Below are 22,355 nucleotides of genomic sequence, written 5' to 3'. Positions count from 1 at the left end.
TTAGTATGTCTGAAAGCTTTTTGCTTTGTCCATGTGTATTTATTAGAATAAACCAGACTACCAACATATCACAAATACTTAAATTACGACTGTGAGCCTGAACGAATGGCAAAAAACCTGTTGATTGTTGAATCCCCATCTAAAGCCAAAACACTGAAAAAGTATTTAGGCAGCGATTTTGAAATTCTGGCTTCCTATGGCCATGTGCGCGATCTGGTGCCTAAAAGCGGAGCCGTAGATCCGGAAAATGACTTCGCCATGAAGTATCAGCTAGTCAGCCGCAATGCCAAACATCTAGATGCCATTGTTGCTGCGGCCAAAGAAGCAGATGTACTGTATCTGGCTACCGACCCGGATAGAGAAGGTGAAGCCATTTCTTGGCATTTACAGGAAATACTCAAATCCAAGCGGGGGCTGAAAAACCTGCATCCAAAGCGGGTTGTATTCCATGAAGTGACCAAAAAAGCCGTGCTTGATGCAGTTGCCCATCCGCGAGAGTTGTCGCAAACACTGATAGATGCGCAGCAGACCCGGCGCGCTCTGGATTATCTGGTAGGTTTTAATCTGTCTCCATTATTATGGAAAAAAATTCGCCGTGGTTTATCTGCTGGGCGAGTACAAAGTCCAGCATTACGCATGATTTGTGAGCGTGAGCAGGAAATCCGCGAATTTACTGCTCAAGAATATTGGACTGTACATCTGGACAGCCATAAAGCACGTACCAAATTTACTGCCAAATTAACTCACTGGCAGGGGCAGAAACTAGAACAGTTTGATATCCCAGATGAAGTTCAGCAGCAGGAAATTGTAAACGCACTGGTCGGACAGCAGGCGCATGTGACCAAAGTGGAAAAGAAAAAGCGCAGCCGGAATCCCGCTGCTCCTTTTACCACTTCAACTATGCAACAGGAAGCAGTACGCAAACTAGGCATGACCACAGACCGTACCATGCGTACCGCGCAGCAGTTGTATGAAGGTGTGGATGTCGGGCAGGGTGCCGTAGGGCTGATTACCTATATGCGTACTGACTCAGTTAGCCTGTCTGATGATGCAGTGATTGAAATACGCCATTATATTGATAATAAGATTGGCAGCGAATACCTACCATCTGCACCTAAAATTTATAAAACCAAATCTAAAAATGCACAAGAAGCGCACGAGGCCATCAGACCAACTTCAGTCTACCGTACGCCGGAAGCAGTCAAACCATTCCTGACTGCTGACCAGTTCCGTCTGTATCAGATGATCTGGCAGCGTGCTGTAGCCTGCCAAATGGCACCCGCCCGCTTTGATACGACCAGCGTCGATATTGTCGTTGGTAAAGGTATCTTCCGTGTAACTGGTCAGGTACAGACTTTTGCCGGTTTTCTCAGCGTATACGAAGAAGGTGTGGACGACAGCGAAGATGAAGAAAATGCCAAAAAACTGCCAGAACTGCATGAAGGCGACAACTTGCCAGTAGACAGAATTTTTGGCGAGCAGCATTTTACCCAGCCACCACCACGTTACTCTGAAGCCAGTCTAGTAAAAGCATTGGAAGAATATGGCATCGGCCGGCCATCGACCTATGCCAGTATTATTTCCACCCTAAAAGAACGGGAATACGTTACTCTAGAACAGAAACGCTTTCTGCCTACTGATACAGGCGAAGTAGTCAATAAATTTCTAACCGAACATTTCGGTCAGTACGTTGATTACAACTTTACCGCCAGACTGGAAAACCAGCTGGACGACATTGCCGGTGGTAAACGGGAGTGGAGGCCAGTCATGCAACAATTCTGGAAAGGCTTTGATAAAGAAATTAAGGCCAAAGAAGATATACCGCGTGCAGAGCTTACCGCCGAAAATCTGGATGAAATCTGCCCTAAATGCGGTGTGAACCAGCTACAGATTAAATTTGGCAAACGCGGTCGCTTTATTGCATGCACAGGTTATCCAGAATGTGATTACACCCGCAACGTTAATGAAACTGCCGAAGAAGCAGCCAAGGCGGCAGAAGAGCCTACCATAGTAGAAGGGCGGAGCTGTCCGAAGTGCCAAGGCCAGCTTGTCTACAAGCGTGGACGTTATGGCAAATTCATTGGTTGCGCCAACTACCCCAAATGTAAATACATTGAACCACTGGAAAAACCTAAAGACACTGGCATTGAGTGTCCGAAGTGTCATAAAGGCAGTCTGATAGAGCGTAAAAGCCGTTATGGAAAACTGTTTTACAGCTGTAATACCTATCCGGATTGTGATTATGCAGTGTGGAATCCACCAATTAATGAGCAATGTCCGCAATGTCACTGGCCAATACTTACCATTAAAACCACCAAGCGACGCGGCACCGAAAAAGTATGTCCGCAAAAAGAATGTGGCTATACAGAACAGATCGAACCACCAGCACCTAAAGAGTAAGATAGGTCGCTTAAAGTAAATAGATTTACTGAGACTTTCAGCATACCTGAAAGTCTCTTTTTATCGGAGTCAACTCACGTGGCAAAAATACAGCAGCAGCATCGCAATCAAGTGCGCATCATTGGTGGCACTCATCGAGGGCGTAAATTAACATTTCCGGCAGCTGATGGCCTGCGCCCAACTGCCGATAGTGTGCGTGAGCGTCTGTTTAACTGGCTGGGACAGGATTTAAGTGGCATGGCTGTACTGGATTTGTTTGCCGGTAGCGGAGTCATGGGGTTGGAAGCGGCTTCAAGAAAAGCCGAAACAGTTACACTGGTCGAAAAAAATCGTCACGTAGCTACAGCAATTAAAAACAGCCTGCAACAATTGAATTTTAGTCAGGTAGCGCTCATCTGTACTGATGCACAGAACTTTCTTGCAAGTAACCAGCAACAATTTGATGTAGTGTTTCTCGACCCACCTTATAACTGGGCGCAATGGCCGGGGCTTTTAAATGCCATCGTCCCACATCTGCGGCCACAGGCACGCGTTTATCTGGAAAGCAGTACATTACCCACATTACCATCAGGCTGGCAACAACTGCGGGAAGGAAAGTCGGGTATAAGCCGTTTTGAATTATTAACTTATCGTAACGCAGAAATAGCATAAACAGATAGTGGTGAACCAAGGTACAGGCAAAATAATGCTATAATCCGCGCCCAATGGTTTTGAGTAAAATTTAACGATAAAGGAAAAACATGTCACTCTTGATAACAGATGAGTGCATCAACTGCGATGTGTGTGAGCCTGAGTGCCCAAACAACGCCATCTATCAGGGCGATGAAATTTATGAAATCACCCCGGAACGTTGTACTCAATGTGTTGGACATTATGATGAACCGCAATGCCAGCAGGTTTGTCCGGTAGATTGCATCATCATAGACGAAGAGCATCCAGAAAGCGAAGAAGAGCTAAAAGCAAAATATCAGCAGCTAATGGCGGAAAAAGAGTAAAATTACTTCGGTTAAAGTTTATTTGAAACAGTTAATTATTATTTTTAGCAAAAAAAATGCTTAATATGCTTGACTAAGATGCAAATGAACATTATCATGCCGTTCTCTTTTGGAGGGATTCCCGAGCGGCCAAAGGGGGCAGACTGTAAATCTGTTGCGAAAGCTTCGAAGGTTCGAATCCTTCTCCCTCCACCAAAATTCCAGTCTTACTTGGAATATTTTTTTTAAGTAAGTATGCGGGTGTAGCTCAATGGTAGAGCAGAAGCCTTCCAAGCTTACGGTGAGGGTTCGATTCCCTTCACCCGCTCCAGATAAGTAATATCTACCAAATGCCCATGTAGCTCAGGGGTAGAGCACTCCCTTGGTAAGGGAGAGGCCGACAGTTCAATTCTGTCCATGGGCACCACTAAGTTGATAAACCTTAATAGTCTTTAGATAGGAAGTAGCCATGGCTAAAGAAAAATTCGAGCGGAGTAAACCGCACGTAAACGTTGGCACCATCGGTCACGTTGACCATGGTAAAACCACATTGACCGCTGCAATTTGTACCATTCTGTCCAAAAAATTTGGTGGTGCAGCGAAAGCTTACGATCAGATTGACAATGCACCGGAAGAAAAAGCCCGTGGCATTACCATTAATACCTCTCACGTAGAATACGAAACCGCAGAACGTCACTATGCACACGTAGACTGCCCGGGACACGCGGACTATGTAAAAAACATGATTACCGGTGCAGCCCAGATGGACGGCGCAATTTTGGTTGTTTCTGCTGCTGATGGCCCTATGCCACAAACACGCGAACACATCCTGTTGGCTCGTCAGGTAGGCGTACCTTACATCATCGTTTACATGAACAAATGCGACATGGTAGACGACGAAGAGCTGTTGGAATTGGTAGAAATGGAAATCCGTGACCTATTGTCAAGCTACGAATTCCCAGGCGACGATGTTCCATTGATTAAAGGTTCAGCACTGAAAGCGCTGGAAGGCGATACATCAGATATCGGTGAAGCTTCTATTCTGGCCTTGGCAGATGCATTAGACAGCTACATTCCTACTCCAGAACGTGCAGTAGACAAACCATTCCTGTTGCCGATTGAAGACGTATTCTCAATTTCAGGCCGCGGTACCGTAGTAACAGGCCGTGTAGAACGTGGTGTAATCAACGTAGGCGACGAAATTGAAATCGTAGGTCTGAAAGAGACCCAGAAAACCACTTGTACCGGTGTGGAAATGTTCCGCAAACTGCTGGATCAAGGTCAGGCAGGTGACAACGTAGGTGTATTGTTGCGTGGTACCAAACGTGAAGAAGTAGAACGTGGTCAGGTATTGGCAAAACCGGGCAGCATCACCCCGCACACCAAATTCAAAGCAGAAGTTTACGTATTAAGCAAAGAAGAAGGTGGACGTCATACACCATTCTTCGCGAACTACCGCCCACAATTCTATTTCCGTACTACAGACGTAACTGGTGCAGTAAGTCTGGCAGAAGGTGTAGAAATGGTAATGCCGGGTGAAAACGTAACCATCGATGTAGAACTGATTCACCCGATCGCGATGGAAGAAGGCTTGCGCTTTGCGATTCGTGAAGGTGGCCGTACAGTTGGTGCCGGTGTGGTTGCTAAAGTTATCGCTTAAAGTTTTGTAGGCCAGTAGCTCAATTGGTAGAGTATCGGTCTCCAAAACCGAGGGTTGGGGGTTCGAGACCCTCCTGGCCTGCCAAAAATCAGACTAATCGGCCATAGGTCGGTTAGTCTTTTTTTGTATTAATCAAAAGGTGGTTATATGGACAACAAAACATCGAAAGATGTGGGAACCAAAACCAAAGCACAATTAAAAGCTGAAGCCAAACAACAACAGCAATTAGAAATCAGACGCAATAAGCATTTTGATTTTCTCAAATATATTTTCTCAGCCATACTGATTGCTGCCGGTATCATGGCATTCTATGCTTTAGATGCGCAATTGCCACTTTATATCCGTTATCTATTTCCATTAGTAGGCGTGGTGGCGGCCATCGTAATCGTATTTTTCTGGAGTGCTGGTGGGCGCGAGCTGACTGCATATGTACGTGACAGTGTGTCCGAAGCCAGAAAAGTAGTGTGGCCTGAGCGCAATGAAGCTTTGCGCATGACCTTGTTTGTACTGATATTTGTTGCTGTCTTGTCGTTATTTATTTGGGGTGTTGACAGCCTGATTTCATGGTTGTTATTTGACATCTTTATGAAGAGGAGTTAGTCATGGCAAAACAGTGGTACGTCGTACACGCTTATTCCGGTTTTGAAAAAAATGTCCAGAAAACCTTGAAAGAGCGCATTGAGCGCGAGGGAATGGGCGAGTATTTTGGCCAGATACTGGTACCGGTTGAAGAAGTTGTAGATATAAAAAATGGTCGTCGTAGTATTACCGAACGCAAATTTTTTCCTGGCTATGTGCTGGTTGAGATGGATATGACAGACGCGTCATGGCATTTGGTAAAAAATACACCTCGTGTAACCGGCTTTATTGGCGGAACCGCAAATAAACCATTACCTATTTCAGCTCGTGAAGTAGACGCTATTTTACATCAGGTACAAAGTGGTGTAGAAAAACCAAAACCCAAAGTATTGTTTGAAATTGGTCAACAAGTGCGCGTCAATGAAGGGCCGTTTAAAGATTTCAATGGCGTTGTCGAAGAAGTCAACTACGAACGTAATAAATTGCGTGTTGCAGTACAGATTTTTGGTCGTGAAACACCAGTAGAACTGGAATTTTCTCAGGTAGAAAAAATTTAACTGCAAAAATGCAACATAGTTTAGCCTGTGCTTGTAAGGGAAAGAAATTTTCTTTATAATCACGGGTCTTGCTTTTGGGAAGCAGCATTTTGCTGCGTCATACCCGTTTATTTGGAGTTTAAATCAAGTGGCAAAAAAAATTGTAGGCTACATCAAACTGCAGATTCCTGCAGGTAAAGCCAATCCATCTCCTCCGGTAGGCCCTGCTTTGGGTCAACGCGGTTTGAATATCATGGAATTTTGTAAAGCATTCAATGCTGCTACACAAAATGTAGAGCCAGGTTTGCCAGTTCCTGTGGTGATTACTGCTTTTGCAGATAAATCATTCACTTTTGTGATGAAAACCCCGCCAGCATCTATTTTGCTGAAAAAAGCAGCTGGTCTGCAAAAAGGTAGCTCTAACCCGCTGACACAAAAAGTGGGTAAAGTAACCCGTGCACAATTGGAAGAAATTGCCAAGGCTAAAGAGCCTGATTTAACTGCTGCGGATTTGGATGCAGCCGTGCGCACCATTGCCGGTAGTGCCCGCTCAATGGGTTTAGATGTGGAGGGCGTGTAAATGGCAAAACTTTCTAAACGTATGCAGGCAATTCGTGCTGCTGTAGAAACCAATAAGTTATACTCTATAGATGAAGCATTGAATCTGGTAAAAGCCAATGCAACAGCTAAATTTGATGAATCTATAGATGTATCTTTCAATCTGGGTGTGGATGCACGTAAATCTGATCAGGTAATCCGTGGTTCAGTTGTACTGCCTAAGGGTACCGGTAAAACCGTACGTGTAGCTGTATTTACTCAGGGAGCTAATGCTGAAGCAGCCAAAGCAGCCGGTGCTGATGTGGTTGGCTTTGATGATTTAGCTGCTGAAGTAAAAGCAGGTAATCTGAACTTCGACGTAGTTATTGCTTCTCCGGATGCAATGCGCGTGGTTGGACAACTGGGTACCATCTTGGGTCCACGTGGTTTAATGCCAAACCCTAAAGTAGGTACTGTTACCCCTAATGTAGCTGAAGCAGTGAAAAATGCCAAAGCAGGTCAGGTACAGTATCGTACTGATAAAGCTGGTATTGTGCATGCTACTATTGGTCGCGCTTCTTTCGAAGCTGCTGATTTGCGTGAAAACTTCAATGCATTGCTGGATGCCATTGTTAAAGCCAAGCCAGCAGCAGCAAAAGGTCAATATCTGCGTAAAATTGCAGTATCAAGCACCATGGGTATTGGTGTGCGTATTGACAGTTCTTCTGTTAACAGCTAAGAACTACATTACTACGGGCAGTCTGGCTTAAGCACAGACTGCCATCAAAATTCATATAAATGTGATACATTTATATGTCGGGCTACTTAGCGATAAGTAGATGTCCAAGACCGTAGGGAATCTGAGGTAGTTATACAGATTTTAAAAGACAACCCTACGCAGACGGTAGTCCCAGATAATCTTGTGTAAGCTTTGCTTACGGATGTCTTTTTGGGTTGCCGCGCTGGGTGGAGTAATACTTTATTACTCTGTTTAAAAACAGTGGGAGGTAGACCTTGAGTCTCAATATTGAAACCAAGCAAGCAGCCGTAGCCGAAATTGCAGCAGCCATCGCTAATGCACAGACTATGGTTATTGCCGAGTATCGTGGTATCAGTGTTGCAAGCATGACCGAACTGCGTGCCAATGCTCGTAAAGCAGGTGTATACCTGCATGTGTTGAAAAACACATTAGCCCGTCGCGCTGTTGAAGGTACTTCATTCGCAGGCCTAGCTGACCAGATGGTTGGTCCTTTGGTTTATGCGGTATCTGAAGACCCGGTTGCTGCTGCAAAAGTACTGCACCAGTTCTCGAAAAAAGATGAAAAAATCGTACTGAAAGCAGGTTCATACAATGGTGAACTGCTTGATGTTGCTCAGGTGGGAGAACTTGCTTCTATTCCGAGCCGTGACGAATTGCTGGCTAAATTGCTGGGTATTATGCAGGCACCTGTTTCTGGCTTTGCCCGTGCATTGGCTGCGCTGGCCGAGAAAAAAGCTGGCGAAGAAGCTGCATAATTTTCATCCCTTATATATTTAAATTTTCATTCTCAATTATTGGAGTTTAATAGCATGGCTATTACTAAAGAAGACATCTTGGAAGCAGTTGGTAACCTGACCGTTATGGAATTAAACGACCTGGTTAAAGCTTTTGAAGAAAAATTTGGCGTTTCTGCAGCTGCTTTGGCTGTTTCAGGTCCTGGTACTAATGGTACTGCTGCCGCTGAAGAAAAAACTGAGTTTGACGTAGTATTGACTTCTGCCGGTGCACAGAAAGTTGGCGTGATTAAAGTTGTTCGTGCCATCACTGGCTTGGGTCTGAAAGAAGCTAAAGATCTGGTTGACGGCGCTCCTAAAACCCTTAAAGAAGGTGTTTCTCAGGCTGAAGCTGACGACATTAAAAAACAACTGGAAGAAGCCGGCGCTTCTGTCGAAATCAAGTAATTTCAGTTGTGTTTTACAGGCTGGTAGCTTAGGCTACCAGCCTGCTTTCGCTTGTCTATCTAAAGTGAATTTTTATAAATATTTACAAAAAATGCAAATTTTTTCCATAAATTACCTTTGTTAATTTATTGATTGCCGAGTATTTATAAAACCTTACTTGCCAAACCTCCCTACTGGAGACTGTTCATGTCCTACTCTTTTACTGAAAAAAAACGTATCCGTAAAAGCTTTGCCAAACGCGCCAATGTATTGGAAGTACCGTTTCTATTAGCTACACAGTTGGATTCCTACACGCAGTTCTTGCAAATGGAAACACCCTTTGACCAACGTGCTGATACTGGTCTTCAGGCAGCTTTCCAGTCTATTTTTCCAATTGTGAGCCATAACGGTTATGCCCGTCTGGAATTTACCCATTATGTGCTAGGTGAACCGCTCTTTGATATTCCTGAGTGTCAATTACGCGGCATAACTTATGCTGCTCCATTACGGGCACGAATTCGTCTGGTGATTTTAGACAAAGAGTCATCCAAACCAAATGTGGTTAAAGAAGTTCGTGAAAATGAAGTATACATGGGTGAAATTCCACTGATGACACCTAGTGGTTCATTCATTATCAATGGTACTGAGCGTGTGATTGTGTCACAGTTACACCGTTCGCCTGGCGTATTCTTCGAACATGACCGCGGTAAATCACACTCATCAGGTAAATTGCTGTTTTCCGCTCGTATCATTCCTTACCGTGGATCATGGCTTGACTTTGAATTTGATCCCAAGGATCTGCTTTATTTCCGTATTGACCGGCGCCGTAAAATGCCGGTAACCATTTTGCTGAAAGCATTAGGCTTTACTCCAGAGCAGATACTGAATATGTTTTATGATAAGGAGCAGTACTTCTTATCTAAAGATGGTGTGCACACTAATCTGATACCGTCACGTTTGAGAGGTGAGACTGCCAAATTTGATCTGGTAGATAAAGACGGTAAAGTATTGGTGCAGAAGGGTAAGCGCATTAATGCTAAAAATATCCGTGACATCGTTGCTGCTAATATCAAATGGCTGGAAGTCGAACCAGAAAGCCTGATTGGCAAGGTGCTGGCTGCTGATGTCATTGTGCCGGATACTGGTGAAGTATTGGCGAAAACCAATGATGAAATTACTGAAGAATTATTGGCACAATTTGATATTCAGTCAGTGAAAGAGATTTCCACCCTGTATATCAATGATCTGGATCAGGGTGGCTACGTTTCCAACACCCTGCGTACCGACGAAATTGAAGGTCAGCAGGCTGCGCGCATTGCCATTTATCGCATGATGCGTCCGGGTGAACCGCCAACCGAAGACGCAGTAGAAGCATTGTTTAACCGTCTATTCTTTAGTGAAGACAGTTATGACCTGTCACGCGTTGGGCGGATGAAATTCAACACCCGAACCTATCAGCAAAAATTGCTAGAGGCACAACAGGAATCTTGGTATGGCCGTCTGATGACTCAGACTTTTGCCGATGCTGATAAGGAAGGCAATAATGTCCTGACTATTCCAGATATCGTGTCTGTGATTGCTACCTTGGTTGAATTACGCAATGGTCATGGTGAAGTAGATGATATTGATCATCTGGGCAATCGTCGCGTGCGTTCGGTTGGCGAACTGGCTGAAAATCAGTTCCGTAGTGGTTTGTCGCGTGTAGAGCGCGCTGTTAAAGAGCGCCTCAATCAGGCTGAATCCGAAAATCTGATGCCACATGACCTGATTAATGCCAAACCGGTTTCAGCTGCCATTAAAGAATTTTTCGGTTCCAGCCAGCTATCACAGTTTATGGACCAGACTAACCCACTGTCTGAAGTCACCCATAAACGTCGTGTATCTGCCTTGGGGCCGGGTGGTCTAACGCGTGAACGTGCTGGTTTTGAAGTGCGTGACGTACATCCTACCCATTATGGCCGTGTGTGCCCGATTGAGACACCGGAAGGTCCGAATATTGGTTTGATTAACTCACTGGCTGTGTATGCCCGTACCAATAAATACGGTTTTCTGGAAACACCTTACCGTCGTGTGGTTGATGGTAAAGTAACCAACGATATCGACTATCTGTCTGCCATTGAAGAAGGGCGCTTTGTTATTGCTCAGGCTAATGCAGATTTGGATAAAGAAGGTCGTATTATCGGTGATTTAGTAACCTGTCGTGAAAAAGGTGAAACCATCATGGCAACACCAGACCGCGTGCAGTATATGGACGTGGCTACTGGGCAGGTGGTTTCTGTAGCGGCTTCACTGATTCCGTTCTTGGAGCATGATGATGCGAACCGCGCCTTGATGGGTGCCAATATGCAACGTCAGGCCGTTCCGTGTCTGCGTGCCGAAAAACCGCTGGTAGGTACCGGTATTGAACGTTCAGTTGCCATAGATAGTGCTACTGCTATTGCAGCCAGCCGTGGTGGTGTGGTTGAGTATGTCGATGCCAACCGTGTAGTGGTACGCGTCAATGACGACGAAGCCACTGCTGGTGAAGTGGGTGTGGATATTTACAATCTGGTGAAATTCACCCGTTCCAACCAATCTACCAATATCAATCAGCGGCCGGCAGTACAAAAAGGCGATGTCATTGCACGTGGCGATGTGATTGCTGATGGTGCCTCTACCGATTTAGGTGAGCTGGCACTGGGACAGAATATGACCATCGCTTTCATGCCATGGAATGGTTACAACTATGAAGACTCGATTCTGATATCTGAACGGGTAGTTGCCGGTGATCGTTATACTTCCATTCACATTGAAGAATTAAATGTGGTATCCCGTGACACCAAACTGGGTGCGGAAGAAATTACCCGTGATATTCCGAATTTGTCTGAGCGCATGCAGAATCGTCTGGATGAATCCGGTATTGTTTATATTGGTGCTGAAGTAGAAGCAGGTGACGTACTGGTAGGCAAAGTGACACCTAAAGGTGAAACCCAGCTGACACCGGAAGAAAAACTGCTGCGAGCCATTTTTGGTGAAAAAGCCAGTGATGTAAAAGATACCTCCCTGCGTATGCCTACCGGCATGAGTGGTACCGTTATTGACGTACAAGTGTTCACCCGCGAAGGCATTGAGCGTGACAAACGCGCCAAAGCGATTATTGATGCAGAGCTGAAACGCTATCGTCAGAATTTGACAGACCAGTTGCGCATTTTCAATGATGATGCATTTGATCGCATTGAACGCCTGATTCTGGGACAGAAAGTGAATGGTGGTCCTTTAAAACTGGCTAAAGGTGCAGAAGTTACTAAAGACTATCTGACATCATTACCCAGCCGGCACGACTGGTTTGATATTCGTCTGAGCGATGAAAGTATCGCCAAACAGGTAGAACTGATTAAAGAAAGTTTGCGGGCCAAACATGAAGAATCAGATGTTCTATATGAAATTAAGAAGAAAAAACTCACTCAGGGCGATGAATTGCAGCCGGGTGTACAGAAGATGGTTAAGGTGTTTATCGCCATCAAACGTCGTCTGAAAGCCGGTGACAAGATGGCTGGTCGTCACGGTAATAAAGGTGTGGTATCGCGCATCCTGCCGGTTGAAGACATGCCTTATATGGCTGATGGCCGCTCAGTGGATATTGTACTGAACCCGCTGGGTGTACCAAGTCGTATGAACATCGGACAGATTCTGGAAGTGCATCTAGGCTGGGCAGCCAAGGGTATTGGTGAACGGATTGACCGTATGCTGGCGGAAAAACGTGCTGCTGACGATATTCGTGCTTTCCTTGAGAAAGTGTACAACAGCAGTGGTAAAAAAGAGGACTTATCGCAGTTTAATGATGAAGAGATTATCAATCTGGCACAACATCTGCGTAAAGGGATGACGGTAGCAACGCCGGTATTTGATGGTGCGGAAGAATCCGAAATTAAAAATATGCTGGCGCTGGCCTATCCAGAAGATGATCCGGAAATCCAGAAGCTGGGTTTCAACGATACTCGTACACAAATGACACTGTATGATGGTCGTACTGGTGAAGCCTTTGACCGTAAGGTAACAGTAGGGGTGATGCACTACCTCAAACTACATCACTTGGTTGATGAGAAAATGCATGCTCGTTCAACTGGTCCGTATAGTCTGGTAACACAGCAGCCACTAGGTGGTAAAGCCCAGTTTGGTGGTCAGCGTTTTGGTGAGATGGAGGTGTGGGCACTTGAAGCTTATGGTGCTGCTTATACCTTGCAGGAAATGTTGACTGTGAAATCAGATGACGTAACCGGCCGTACCAAAATGTATGAAAACATCGTTAAAGGCGAATACAAGATTGACGCCGGTATGCCGGAATCTTTCAATGTATTATTGAAAGAGATTCGCTCTTTGGGCTTGGATATGGATTTGGAACGTTACTAACCGACACCGGTCGCATGCAGTGTATAGATACTGCATGCGGCATCGTCAGGAGCAAATATGAAAGCTTTATCAGACTTATTTAATCCGCTGCAAAATGTCAGTGCCGAAGAAGAATTTGACGCCATCAAAATCGGCATTGCTTCGCCGGATACCATTCGTTCTTGGTCGTACGGTGAAGTAAAAAAACCGGAAACGATTAACTACCGTACCTTTAAACCGGAACGTGACGGCCTGTTCTGCGCTAAAATTTTTGGCCCGATTAAAGATTATGAATGTTTGTGTGGTAAATACAAACGTCTGAAATTCCGTGGTGTAACCTGTGAAAAATGTGGTGTAGAAGTCACTCTGTCCAAAGTGCGGCGCGAGCGCATGGGGCATATTGAACTGGCTGCACCGGTAGCGCATATCTGGTTTTTGAAATCTTTGCCATCCCGTCTGGGCATGGTATTGGATATGACTTTGCGCGATATCGAGCGCATTCTGTACTTTGAAGCTTATGTAGTAACCGATCCCGGTCTCACTTCATTGCAGCCGCGTCAATTGCTCAGTGAAGAAGAATTCATCAGCAAATATGAAGAATTTGGCGGTGATTTTGAAGCCAAGATGGGTGCAGAAGGCATTCGCGATTTATTGCGTGCTATGGATATCGCGCATGAAGTGACTGTACTGCGTCAGGAGCTAGAATCCACCAGTTCCGATACTAAAATTAAAAAAATTGCTAAACGATTGAAAGTATTGGAAGCATTCCAACGCTCTGGTATGAAACTGGAGTGGATGATTATGGATGTACTGCCAGTATTGCCACCGGATTTACGTCCGCTGGTACCACTGGATGGTGGCCGTTTTGCTACATCTGATTTAAATGATCTGTATCGTCGCGTCATTAACCGTAACAACCGCTTGAAACGCCTGCTGGAATTGCGTGCACCGGATATCATCGTCCGCAATGAAAAACGCATGTTGCAGGAAGCAGTCGACTCTCTGCTGGACAATGGCCGTCGTGGTAAAGCCATGACCGGTGCCAACAAACGGCCGCTGAAATCACTGGCCGATATGATTAAAGGTAAAGGCGGTCGTTTCCGTCAGAATCTGCTGGGTAAACGTGTAGACTATTCCGGCCGTTCAGTGATTACCGTAGGTCCTTACCTGCGTCTGCACCAGTGCGGTTTGCCAAAGAAAATGGCGCTGGAACTGTTCAAACCGTTTATTTTCCATAAACTGGAACAACTCGATCCAACCGTAACCACCATTAAAAAAGCCAAAAAAATGGTGGAACAGGAAGAACCGATTGTATGGGATATTCTCGAAGACGTAATTCGTGAACATCCGATTTTGCTCAACCGTGCACCAACATTGCACCGTTTGGGTATTCAGGCCTTTGAACCGATTCTGATTGAAGGCAAGGCCATTCAGCTGCACCCATTAGTATGTACTGCATTTAATGCCGACTTTGACGGTGACCAGATGGCCGTACACGTGCCGTTAAGTCTGGAAGCACAGATGGAAGCGCGCACCCTGATGCTGGCTTCCAACAACGTACTGTCACCAGCCAATGGTGACCCGATTATCGTACCGTCACAGGATATCGTATTGGGTCTGTACTACATGACCCGTGACAAAATTAATGGTAAAGGCGAAGGCAGCCTGTTTGCCGACGTAAAAGAAGTACATCGTGCTTACCAGACCCGTCAGGTAGAACTGGGTACCAAAATTACCGTACGTTTACGCGAATGGGTAAAAAATGGTCAGGATGAGTTCGTGCCGGTAGTAAACCGCTATGAAACCACCGTTGGCCGTGCATTGCTCTCTGAAATCCTGCCAAAAGGTCTGTCGTTCGAGCATATTAATAAAACGCTGAAGAAAAAAGAAATTTCCAAGCTAATTAATGCCTCATTCCGCCGTTGTGGATTGCGCGATACCGTCATTTTTGCCGACCATCTGATGTACACCGGTTATGCTTTCTCCACTCGTGCCGGCATCTCCATCTGTGTTGATGATATGTTGGTACCGGAAAGCAAACCGCAGTTACTGGCTGAAGCCAATGCTGAAGTGAAAGAAATTGAAGATCAGTATCGTCAAGGCTTGGTAACTAATGGCGAGCGTTACAATAAAGTTGTGGATATCTGGGGTCGTACCGGCGATAAAATCGCCAAAGCGATGATGGATAACCTGTCTACCCAGAAAGTCGTTGACCGTGAAGGTAATCTGGTTGATCAGGAATCCTTTAACTCCATCTACATGATGGCCGATTCCGGTGCGCGTGGTTCCGCCGCACAGATTAAACAGTTGTCCGGTATGCGTGGTTTGATGGCAAAACCAGATGGTTCCATTATCGAAACACCGATTACCTCCAACTTCCGTGAAGGGCTGACAGTATTACAGTACTTTATTTCTACCCACGGTGCGCGTAAAGGTCTGGCCGATACCGCATTGAAAACCGCTAACTCCGGTTATCTGACCCGTCGTCTGGTCGATGTGACGCAGGACTTGGTAGTCGTAGAGAACGACTGTGGTACCAACGATGGCTTTGTAATGAAAGCCGTAGTGCAGGGTGGTGACATCATTGAATCTTTACGTGATCGAGTATTAGGTCGTGTTACTGCAGAAGATGTGGTGGATCCAACTAACGGCGCAACATTGGTGGATGCTGGAACTTTATTAAATGAAAGTCTGGTTGAGCTGATTGATAATTCTGGTGTGGATGAAATCAAAGTACGTACACCGATTACCTGTAAAACCCGTCATGGTCTGTGTGCCAAGTGTTATGGTCGCGATCTGGCGCGCGGTAAACTCGTGAACGCCGGTGAATCCGTAGGCGTGATTGCGGCGCAATCCATTGGTGAACCAGGTACCCAGTTAACCATGCGTACTTTCCATATCGGTGGTGCGGCTTCCCGAGCTGCTGCGGCCAGTCAGGTAGAAGCCAAATCAGGTGGTACCGTGCGCTTCTCCAGCCAAATGCGTTATGTGGCTAACAATAAGGGCGAATTAGTGATAATCGGCCGCTCCTCCGAAATTGTCATTCATGATGATATCGGCCGTGAGCGTGAACGCCATAAAGTACCTTACGGTGCCTTATTGCAGGTTAAAGATGGTGGTGTCGTGAAGGCCGGGCAGGTATTGGCTACATGGGATCCGCATACCCGACCCATGATTACCGAATTTGCCGGTCGCGTGCGCTTCGAAAATATCGAAGAAGGTGTAACTGTCGCGAAACAAACCGACGATGTAACCGGTTTATCTACCTTAGTAGTAATTGATGGCAAACGTCGTTCCTCTACTCAGTCCAAATTGTTGCGTCCGACCGTAAAACTGTTGGATGACAAAGGCGAAGAAATTCGCATGGCTGGTAGTGAAACCGCTGTTTCCATGGCTTTCCCAGTGGGTGCAGTGATTACCGTGCGTGAAGGACAGGAAGTAGGTAAAGGTGATGTACTGGCGCGTATTCCGCAGGCTTCATCTAAAACCCGCGATATTACCGGTGGTTTACCACGTGTGGCCGAATTATTCGAAGCGCGTACCCCGAAAGATGTCGGTATGCTGGCCGAAGTGACCGGTACCGTATCATTTGGTAAAGAAACCAAGGGTAAACAGCGTCTGATTATCACCGATGCCGATGGCGTGGCCTATGAAACCCTGATTTCCAAAGAAAAACAGGTACTGGTACACGATGGGCAGGTAGTCAATCGCGGTGAAGTTATTGTTGATGGTGCCGTCGATCCACACGACATTCTGCGCTTGCAGGGTATTGAAGCACTGGCGCGTTACATCGTGCAGGAAGTACAGGAAGTATATCGTCTGCAAGGTGTGAAGATTTCCGATAAGCACATCGAAGTGATTATTCGCCAGATGCTGCGTCGCGTAAATATTGCCGATGCCGGCGACAGCCACTTCATTACCGGTGAGCAAGTAGAGCGCGGTGATGTGATGATTGCCAATGAAAAATTATTGGCCGAAGGTAAAGAGCCGGTACGTTTTGATAACGTATTATTGGGTATTACCAAAGCATCATTGTCTACCGATTCCTTTATCTCTGCGGCTTCATTCCAGGAAACCACGCGCGTACTTACCGAAGCAGCAATTATGGGTAAACGCGATGATTTGCGTGGCCTGAAAGAAAACGTGATTGTGGGTCGCCTGATTCCGGCCGGTACCGGTTTGACTTACCATCGCAGCCGTCGTCAGAAATGGCAGGAGCAGGTAGCAGCTGAAGCGGCAGATAAAACCGAATAAGCATTCAAATCTGTAGCAACCAGAACAAAACCGCTGAATAAATATCAGCGGTTTTATTTTGTACATGAACCTTACATTATTGTTTTTCTGGCGGATTAAATAGCATTAAAGCTTGATTTTCTTGACCGGCAATGTCTTGAAGTGCTAAAATTGAACACTTTGCCGGCATAGTGTCGGCAAAGTATTTACTCAACAGGAAAAGAGAAAATATGCCAACTATCAACCAATTGGTACGCAAAGGACGTCAAGCTCCAGTTTACGTCAACAAAGTACCAGCTTTAGAGGCTTGTCCTCAAAAACGTGGTGTGTGTACTCGTGTATACACCACTACCCCGAAAAAACCTAACTCAGCTTTGCGTAAAGTGTGCAAAGTGCGTCTGACCAATGGTTATGAAGTGATTTCATATATCGGTGGTGAAGGCCACAACTTGCAGGAGCACAGCGTAGTGCTGATTCGCGGCGGTCGTGTAAAAGACTTGCCGGGTGTGCGTTATCACACCGTTCGTGGTTCTTTGGACACCGCAGGTGTGAAAGACCGCAAACAGTCCCGTTCTAAATACGGTGCAAAACGTCCTAAATAAGTGGACGCATCGGCAGGATAACTGTCGAGTAAGTGAATATTTACATAAATATTCGTGGGCGATGCCCAGCTGAATAGTTTAAGGAAATTGAAATGCCAAGACGTAGAGAAGTCCCAAAACGTGACATATTGCCAGATCCAAAATTCGGCAGTATCGAATTATCCAAATTCATGAATGTGCTGATGATTGACGGTAAAAAATCTGTTGCTGAACGCATTGTATATGGTGCTTTAGAGCAGATCGCTAAAAAAACCGGCAAAGAAGCCATTGAAGTGTTTAACGAAGCTATTGCCAACGCTAAACCGGTTGTAGAAGTAAAAAGCCGTCGCGTAGGTGGTGCAAACTATCAAGTTCCTGTTGAGGTTCGTTCTGCTCGTCGTCTGGCTCTGGCCATGCGCTGGGTACGTGACGCGGCTCGTAAACGCGGTGAGAAATCCATGGATTTGCGTCTGGCAGGTGAATTAATTGATGCGGCCGAAGGCCGCGGCGGTGCATTGAAAAAACGTGAGGAAGTTCATCGCATGGCTGAAGCCAACAAAGCCTTCTCTCACTTCCGCTTCTAATGCAGAAAGGCAATTATTGTGGCTCGTAAAACCCCTATTGAACAATACCGTAATATCGGTATTTCTGCACACATTGATGCTGGTAAAACCACCACTTCAGAACGTATTCTGTTTTACACCGGCATGACCCACAAACTGGGTGAAGTTCATGACGGTGCGGCCACTACCGACTGGATGGAACAGGAACAGGAACGTGGTATTACCATTACCTCTGCTGCTGTAACTACCTTCTGGAAAGGTATGGCAGGTCAGTTCAAAGAACATCGGTTAAATATCATTGATACCCCGGGACACGTAGATTTTACCGTTGAGGTTGAACGTTCTATGCGTGTACTGGATGGTGCAGTGATGGTTTACTGTGCTGTGGGCGGTGTACAGCCCCAGTCTGAAACTGTATGGCGTCAGGCCAACAAATACAAAGTGCCACGTCTGGCCTTTGTAAACAAGATGGACCGTCAGGGTGCTAATTTCTTCCGCGTGGTTGAACAGATGCAGACTCGTCTGCGTGCTAATCCAGTACCGATTGTCATTCCGGTAGGTGCTGAAGACGGCTTCGAAGGCGTAGTAGATCTGCTGAAAATGCGCGCGATTGTATGGGATGATGCAACTCAGGGTTTAAAATTTGAATATGCAGATATTCCAGCAGATCTGAAAGACGTTGCCGAAGAATGGCGCGAAAAAATGGTTGAAGCTGCGGCAGAAGCCAACGAAGAGCTGATGGAAAAATATCTGGGTGGCGAAGAGCTGAACGAAGAAGAAATTGTTGCAGCATTGCGTGCCCGTACACTGGCTGGTGAAATACAGCCGGTATTGTGTGGTTCTGCCTTCAAGAACAAAGGTGTACAGCGTCTGCTGGATGCCGTGGTTGAGTATTTGCCCAGCCCGACTGATATTCCGCCTGTGGCCGGTGAAAAACCAGATGGCGAAAAAGACAGCCGTAAAGCCAGCGATGAAGAAAAATTCTCCGCTTTGGCGTTCAAACTGATGAACGACAAATACGTGGGACAGCTCACCTTCATCCGCGTGTATTCAGGCGTAGTGAAATCTGGCGATACCGTAGTGAATTCTGTTAAAGGCACCAAAGAACGTATTGGTCGTCTGGTACAGATGAAAGCTAATGACCGTGATGAAATCGAAGAAGTACGTGCCGGTGACATTGCAGCCGTAATCGGTCTGAAAGACGTAACTACTGGTGAAACCCTGTGTGATAGCGATGCACCAATCATTCTGGAACGTATGGAATTCCCAGAACCAGTAATTCACGTAGCGGTTGAACCAAAAACCAAAGCAGACCAAGAAAAAATGGGTCTGGCTCTGAACCGTCTGGCTAAAGAAGACCCTTCTTTCCGCGTAAAAACGGATGAAGAATCTGGACAGACCATTATTTCCGGTATGGGTGAATTGCATCTGGAAATTATTGTCGACCGCATGAAACGCGAATTTGGCGTAGAAGCCAATGTAGGTGCGCCACAGGTAGCTTATCGTGAAACCATTCGCAAATCTGTGGAATCCGAAGCCAAATACGTGAAACAGTCTGGCGGTAAAGGTCAGTACGGTCATGTAGTAATCACCATGGAACCACTGGAACCGGGTGGTGTTAACTACGAATTCATTGACGAGATTAAGGGTGGTGTGATTCCACGCGAATTCATCCCGTCTGTGGATAAAGGTATCCGCGATACCATGACTAACGGTATTCTGGCTGGCTATCCAGTAGTAGATATCCGCGTGCGCCTGACTTTTGGTTCTTACCATGATGTGGACTCTTCACAAATCGCGTTTGAATTAGCCGGTTCAATGGCATTCAAAGACGGTATGCGTAAAGCTTCTCCAGTATTGCTGGAGCCTATCATGGCCGTTGAAGTAGAAACACCTGAAGATTACATGGGCGATGTAATGGGCGACCTGAACCGTCGTCGTGGCATCGTGCTGGGTATGGACGATGACGGTATCGGCGGCAAGAAAGTTCGTGCCGAAGTACCGCTGGCAGAAATGTTCGGCTACTCAACCGATCTGCGTTCTGCTACACAAGGTCGTGCTACCTACTCCATGGAATTCAAGAAATACGCAGAAGCACCAAATAACGTAGCCGAGCAGGTTATTGCTGCCCGTAAAGGCTAACTTATTTACCGATAACCTGAAAGTACCTGTACTTTCAGGTTATCATCGTTCTTTAATCGATCTTTATTCAAGGAAACTTAGCTCATGGCTAAAGAAAAATTCGAGCGGAGTAAACCGCACGTAAACGTTGGCACCATCGGTCACGTTGACCATGGTAAAACCACATTGACCGCTGCAATTTGTACCATTCTGTCCAAAAAATTTGGTGGTGCAGCGAAAGCTTACGATCAGATTGACAATGCACCGGAAGAAAAAGCCCGTGGCATTACCATTAATACCTCTCACGTAGAATACGAAACCGCAGAACGTCACTATGCACACGTAGACTGCCCGGGACACGCGGACTATGTAAAAAACATGATTACCGGTGCAGCCCAGATGGACGGCGCAATTTTGGTTGTTTCTGCTGCTGATGGCCCTATGCCACAAACACGCGAACACATCCTGTTGGCTCGTCAGGTAGGCGTACCTTACATCATCGTTTACATGAACAAATGCGACATGGTAGACGACGAAGAGCTGTTGGAATTGGTAGAAATGGAAATCCGTGACCTATTGTCAAGCTACGAATTCCCAGGCGACGATGTTCCATTGATTAAAGGTTCAGCACTGAAAGCGCTGGAAGGCGATACATCAGATATCGGTGAAGCTTCTATTCTGGCCTTGGCAGATGCATTAGACAGCTACATTCCTACTCCAGAACGTGCAGTAGACAAACCATTCCTGTTGCCGATTGAAGACGTATTCTCAATTTCAGGCCGCGGTACCGTAGTAACAGGCCGTGTAGAACGTGGTGTAATCAACGTAGGCGACGAAATTGAAATCGTAGGTCTGAAAGAGACCCAGAAAACCACTTGTACCGGTGTGGAAATGTTCCGCAAACTGCTGGATCAAGGTCAGGCAGGTGACAACGTAGGTGTATTGTTGCGTGGTACCAAACGTGAAGAAGTAGAACGTGGTCAGGTATTGGCAAAACCGGGCAGCATCACCCCGCACACCAAATTCAAAGCAGAAGTTTACGTATTAAGCAAAGAAGAAGGTGGACGTCATACACCATTCTTCGCGAACTACCGCCCACAATTCTATTTCCGTACTACAGACGTAACTGGTGCAGTAAGTCTGGCAGAAGGTGTAGAAATGGTAATGCCGGGTGAAAACGTAACCATCGATGTAGAACTGATTCACCCGATCGCGATGGAAGAAGGCTTGCGCTTTGCGATTCGCGAAGGTGGCCGTACAGTTGGTGCCGGTGTGGTTGCTAAAGTTATCGCTTAATCAGGAAGAATATAGATATGAAAAACCAGAAAATCCGTATTCGCCTTAAAGCTTACGACTACACCTTGATCGATCGTTCTGCTCAGGAAATCGTGGATACTGCCAAACGTACTGGCGCTGTGGTAAAAGGTCCAATTCCTCTACCAACTAAAATTGAACGTTTCAACCTGCTGCGTTCTCCACACGTGAATAAAACTTCACGTGAACAGTTGGAAATCCGCACTCATTTGCGTTTGATGGACATTATCGACTGGACTGATAAAACCACTGATGCATTGATGAAGCTGGATTTGCCTGCTGGTGTTGATGTAGAAATTAAAGTTCAATAATTTATCGAACTTGCTCAAAAAAGACTGGATAATATCCAGTCTTTTTTGTTTTACAAAGGCTTTTTTTATCATCTGCCTCAATAACGAGAGAATAAAAATTTAGGTATTTTTTAGATTGTCTGCACTTGTTCAGAATGTTTTTACTTGTTTATTGTATTTTTAGTTATTGATTTTAAAAGCGCAAAAATGGATAAAAAGAAAAAATGAGATTAAAAAAGTGGTTTAAAAAAGTCCACTTGTTTTAAACTCATAATATTG

General features: G+C 45.7%; 17 protein-coding genes and 4 tRNA genes. All 21 read left to right on the top strand.

The window, feature by feature from the left end; translation table 11 throughout:
- Positions 1-105: 105 nt before the first annotated feature.
- The 21 genes from topA (at position 106) to rpsJ (ending at position 22,097) form a co-directional block, all read left to right on the top strand.
- On the top strand, positions 106-2,400 hold the full coding sequence (gene topA / locus J6578_RS03330; protein WP_100150841.1) for a type I DNA topoisomerase: 2,295 nt from the start codon (positions 106-108) through the stop codon (positions 2,398-2,400).
- Positions 2,401-2,478: 78 nt separating this feature from the next.
- Positions 2,479-3,051: a 16S rRNA (guanine(966)-N(2))-methyltransferase RsmD gene (gene rsmD / locus J6578_RS03325; RefSeq protein ID WP_093092690.1), complete on the top strand. Its 573-nt coding sequence runs from the start codon at positions 2,479-2,481 to the stop codon at positions 3,049-3,051.
- A gap of 89 nt (positions 3,052-3,140) precedes the next feature.
- Positions 3,141-3,395: a YfhL family 4Fe-4S dicluster ferredoxin gene (locus J6578_RS03320; RefSeq protein WP_037406885.1), complete on the top strand. Its 255-nt coding sequence runs from the start codon at positions 3,141-3,143 to the stop codon at positions 3,393-3,395.
- 111 nt (positions 3,396-3,506) lie between these two features.
- Positions 3,507-3,590 (top strand) — tRNA-Tyr (locus tag J6578_RS03315).
- 41 nt (positions 3,591-3,631) lie between these two features.
- Positions 3,632-3,705: transfer RNA gene (locus J6578_RS03310), tRNA-Gly, on the top strand.
- Positions 3,706-3,726: 21 nt separating this feature from the next.
- Positions 3,727-3,801, top strand: a tRNA-Thr gene (locus J6578_RS03305).
- Positions 3,802-3,843: 42 nt separating this feature from the next.
- The gene (gene tuf, locus J6578_RS03300) at positions 3,844-5,034 is read left to right on the top strand and encodes an elongation factor Tu (RefSeq protein ID WP_287953892.1); all 1,191 of its coding nucleotides are present in this window, start codon (positions 3,844-3,846) and stop codon (positions 5,032-5,034) included.
- A gap of 8 nt (positions 5,035-5,042) precedes the next feature.
- Positions 5,043-5,118, top strand: a tRNA-Trp gene (locus J6578_RS03295).
- A gap of 63 nt (positions 5,119-5,181) precedes the next feature.
- Positions 5,182-5,634, top strand: coding sequence for a preprotein translocase subunit SecE (gene secE / locus J6578_RS03290; protein WP_141683468.1), 453 nt, complete (start codon positions 5,182-5,184; stop codon positions 5,632-5,634).
- A 2-nt stretch (positions 5,635-5,636) separates the two neighbouring features.
- Entirely contained in the window at positions 5,637-6,170 is a 534-nt protein-coding gene (gene nusG, locus J6578_RS03285) for a transcription termination/antitermination protein NusG (RefSeq protein WP_037490979.1), read from the top strand.
- A 127-nt stretch (positions 6,171-6,297) separates the two neighbouring features.
- Positions 6,298-6,729 carry a 50S ribosomal protein L11 gene (rplK, locus tag J6578_RS03280; RefSeq protein WP_037406890.1) on the top strand — a complete coding sequence of 144 codons (432 nt, stop codon included), beginning with the start codon at positions 6,298-6,300 and terminating at the stop codon, positions 6,727-6,729.
- Positions 6,730-7,425 carry a 50S ribosomal protein L1 gene (gene rplA, locus J6578_RS03275; RefSeq protein ID WP_037406893.1) on the top strand — a complete coding sequence of 232 codons (696 nt, stop codon included), beginning with the start codon at positions 6,730-6,732 and terminating at the stop codon, positions 7,423-7,425.
- Between the two features lie 275 nt (positions 7,426-7,700).
- Positions 7,701-8,201: a 50S ribosomal protein L10 gene (gene rplJ, locus J6578_RS03270; protein WP_037406895.1), complete on the top strand. Its 501-nt coding sequence runs from the start codon at positions 7,701-7,703 to the stop codon at positions 8,199-8,201.
- Positions 8,202-8,255: 54 nt separating this feature from the next.
- The gene (rplL, locus tag J6578_RS03265) at positions 8,256-8,627 is read left to right on the top strand and encodes a 50S ribosomal protein L7/L12 (protein ID WP_287953894.1); all 372 of its coding nucleotides are present in this window, start codon (positions 8,256-8,258) and stop codon (positions 8,625-8,627) included.
- 186 nt (positions 8,628-8,813) lie between these two features.
- Positions 8,814-12,995: a DNA-directed RNA polymerase subunit beta gene (gene rpoB / locus J6578_RS03260; RefSeq protein ID WP_287953893.1), complete on the top strand. Its 4,182-nt coding sequence runs from the start codon at positions 8,814-8,816 to the stop codon at positions 12,993-12,995.
- Positions 12,996-13,052: 57 nt separating this feature from the next.
- Positions 13,053-17,228 carry a DNA-directed RNA polymerase subunit beta' gene (rpoC, locus tag J6578_RS03255; RefSeq protein WP_100121044.1) on the top strand — a complete coding sequence of 1,392 codons (4,176 nt, stop codon included), beginning with the start codon at positions 13,053-13,055 and terminating at the stop codon, positions 17,226-17,228.
- Positions 17,229-17,437: 209 nt separating this feature from the next.
- Positions 17,438-17,809, top strand: a complete 372-nt coding sequence (gene rpsL, locus J6578_RS03250; protein WP_025329900.1) for a 30S ribosomal protein S12 — start codon at positions 17,438-17,440, stop codon at positions 17,807-17,809.
- 92 nt (positions 17,810-17,901) lie between these two features.
- The gene (gene rpsG, locus J6578_RS03245; protein ID WP_037490973.1) at positions 17,902-18,372 is read left to right on the top strand and encodes a 30S ribosomal protein S7; all 471 of its coding nucleotides are present in this window, start codon (positions 17,902-17,904) and stop codon (positions 18,370-18,372) included.
- Between the two features lie 18 nt (positions 18,373-18,390).
- Positions 18,391-20,493, top strand: coding sequence for an elongation factor G (gene fusA / locus J6578_RS03240; RefSeq protein WP_093093861.1), 2,103 nt, complete (start codon positions 18,391-18,393; stop codon positions 20,491-20,493).
- Positions 20,494-20,577: 84 nt separating this feature from the next.
- Positions 20,578-21,768 carry an elongation factor Tu gene (gene tuf / locus J6578_RS03235; protein ID WP_287953892.1) on the top strand — a complete coding sequence of 397 codons (1,191 nt, stop codon included), beginning with the start codon at positions 20,578-20,580 and terminating at the stop codon, positions 21,766-21,768.
- Positions 21,769-21,785: 17 nt separating this feature from the next.
- Positions 21,786-22,097, top strand: a complete 312-nt coding sequence (rpsJ, locus tag J6578_RS03230; protein ID WP_037406906.1) for a 30S ribosomal protein S10 — start codon at positions 21,786-21,788, stop codon at positions 22,095-22,097.
- The last annotated feature ends 258 nt before the right edge of the window (positions 22,098-22,355 follow it).

It is taken from the genome of Snodgrassella sp., from assembly GCF_024103505.1.
GTDB classification, from domain to species: Bacteria; Pseudomonadota; Gammaproteobacteria; order Burkholderiales; family Neisseriaceae; genus Snodgrassella; species Snodgrassella communis.
Note: the sequence above shows the minus strand (reverse complement) of the source record. Positions and strands in the feature narration are given on the sequence as shown.

What these genes read in the sequence shown, in the direction of transcription:
- rplL (WP_287953894.1), top strand. Translation starts at nt 8,256, where the DNA reads ATGGCTATTACTAAAGAAGACATCTTGGAAGCAGTTGGTAACCTGACC.
- secE (WP_141683468.1), top strand. Translation starts at nt 5,182, where the DNA reads ATGGACAACAAAACATCGAAAGATGTGGGAACCAAAACCAAAGCACAA.
- tuf (WP_287953892.1), top strand. Translation starts at nt 20,578, where the DNA reads ATGGCTAAAGAAAAATTCGAGCGGAGTAAACCGCACGTAAACGTTGGC.
- rpsG (WP_037490973.1), top strand. Translation starts at nt 17,902, where the DNA reads ATGCCAAGACGTAGAGAAGTCCCAAAACGTGACATATTGCCAGATCCA.
- nusG (WP_037490979.1), top strand. Translation starts at nt 5,637, where the DNA reads ATGGCAAAACAGTGGTACGTCGTACACGCTTATTCCGGTTTTGAAAAA.
- rpsL (WP_025329900.1), top strand. Translation starts at nt 17,438, where the DNA reads ATGCCAACTATCAACCAATTGGTACGCAAAGGACGTCAAGCTCCAGTT.
- rplA (WP_037406893.1), top strand. Translation starts at nt 6,730, where the DNA reads ATGGCAAAACTTTCTAAACGTATGCAGGCAATTCGTGCTGCTGTAGAA.
- rpoC (WP_100121044.1), top strand. Translation starts at nt 13,053, where the DNA reads ATGAAAGCTTTATCAGACTTATTTAATCCGCTGCAAAATGTCAGTGCC.
- J6578_RS03320 (WP_037406885.1), top strand. Translation starts at nt 3,141, where the DNA reads ATGTCACTCTTGATAACAGATGAGTGCATCAACTGCGATGTGTGTGAG.
- rpsJ (WP_037406906.1), top strand. Translation starts at nt 21,786, where the DNA reads ATGAAAAACCAGAAAATCCGTATTCGCCTTAAAGCTTACGACTACACC.
- topA (WP_100150841.1), top strand. Translation starts at nt 106, where the DNA reads ATGGCAAAAAACCTGTTGATTGTTGAATCCCCATCTAAAGCCAAAACA.
- tuf (WP_287953892.1), top strand. Translation starts at nt 3,844, where the DNA reads ATGGCTAAAGAAAAATTCGAGCGGAGTAAACCGCACGTAAACGTTGGC.
- rpoB (WP_287953893.1), top strand. Translation starts at nt 8,814, where the DNA reads ATGTCCTACTCTTTTACTGAAAAAAAACGTATCCGTAAAAGCTTTGCC.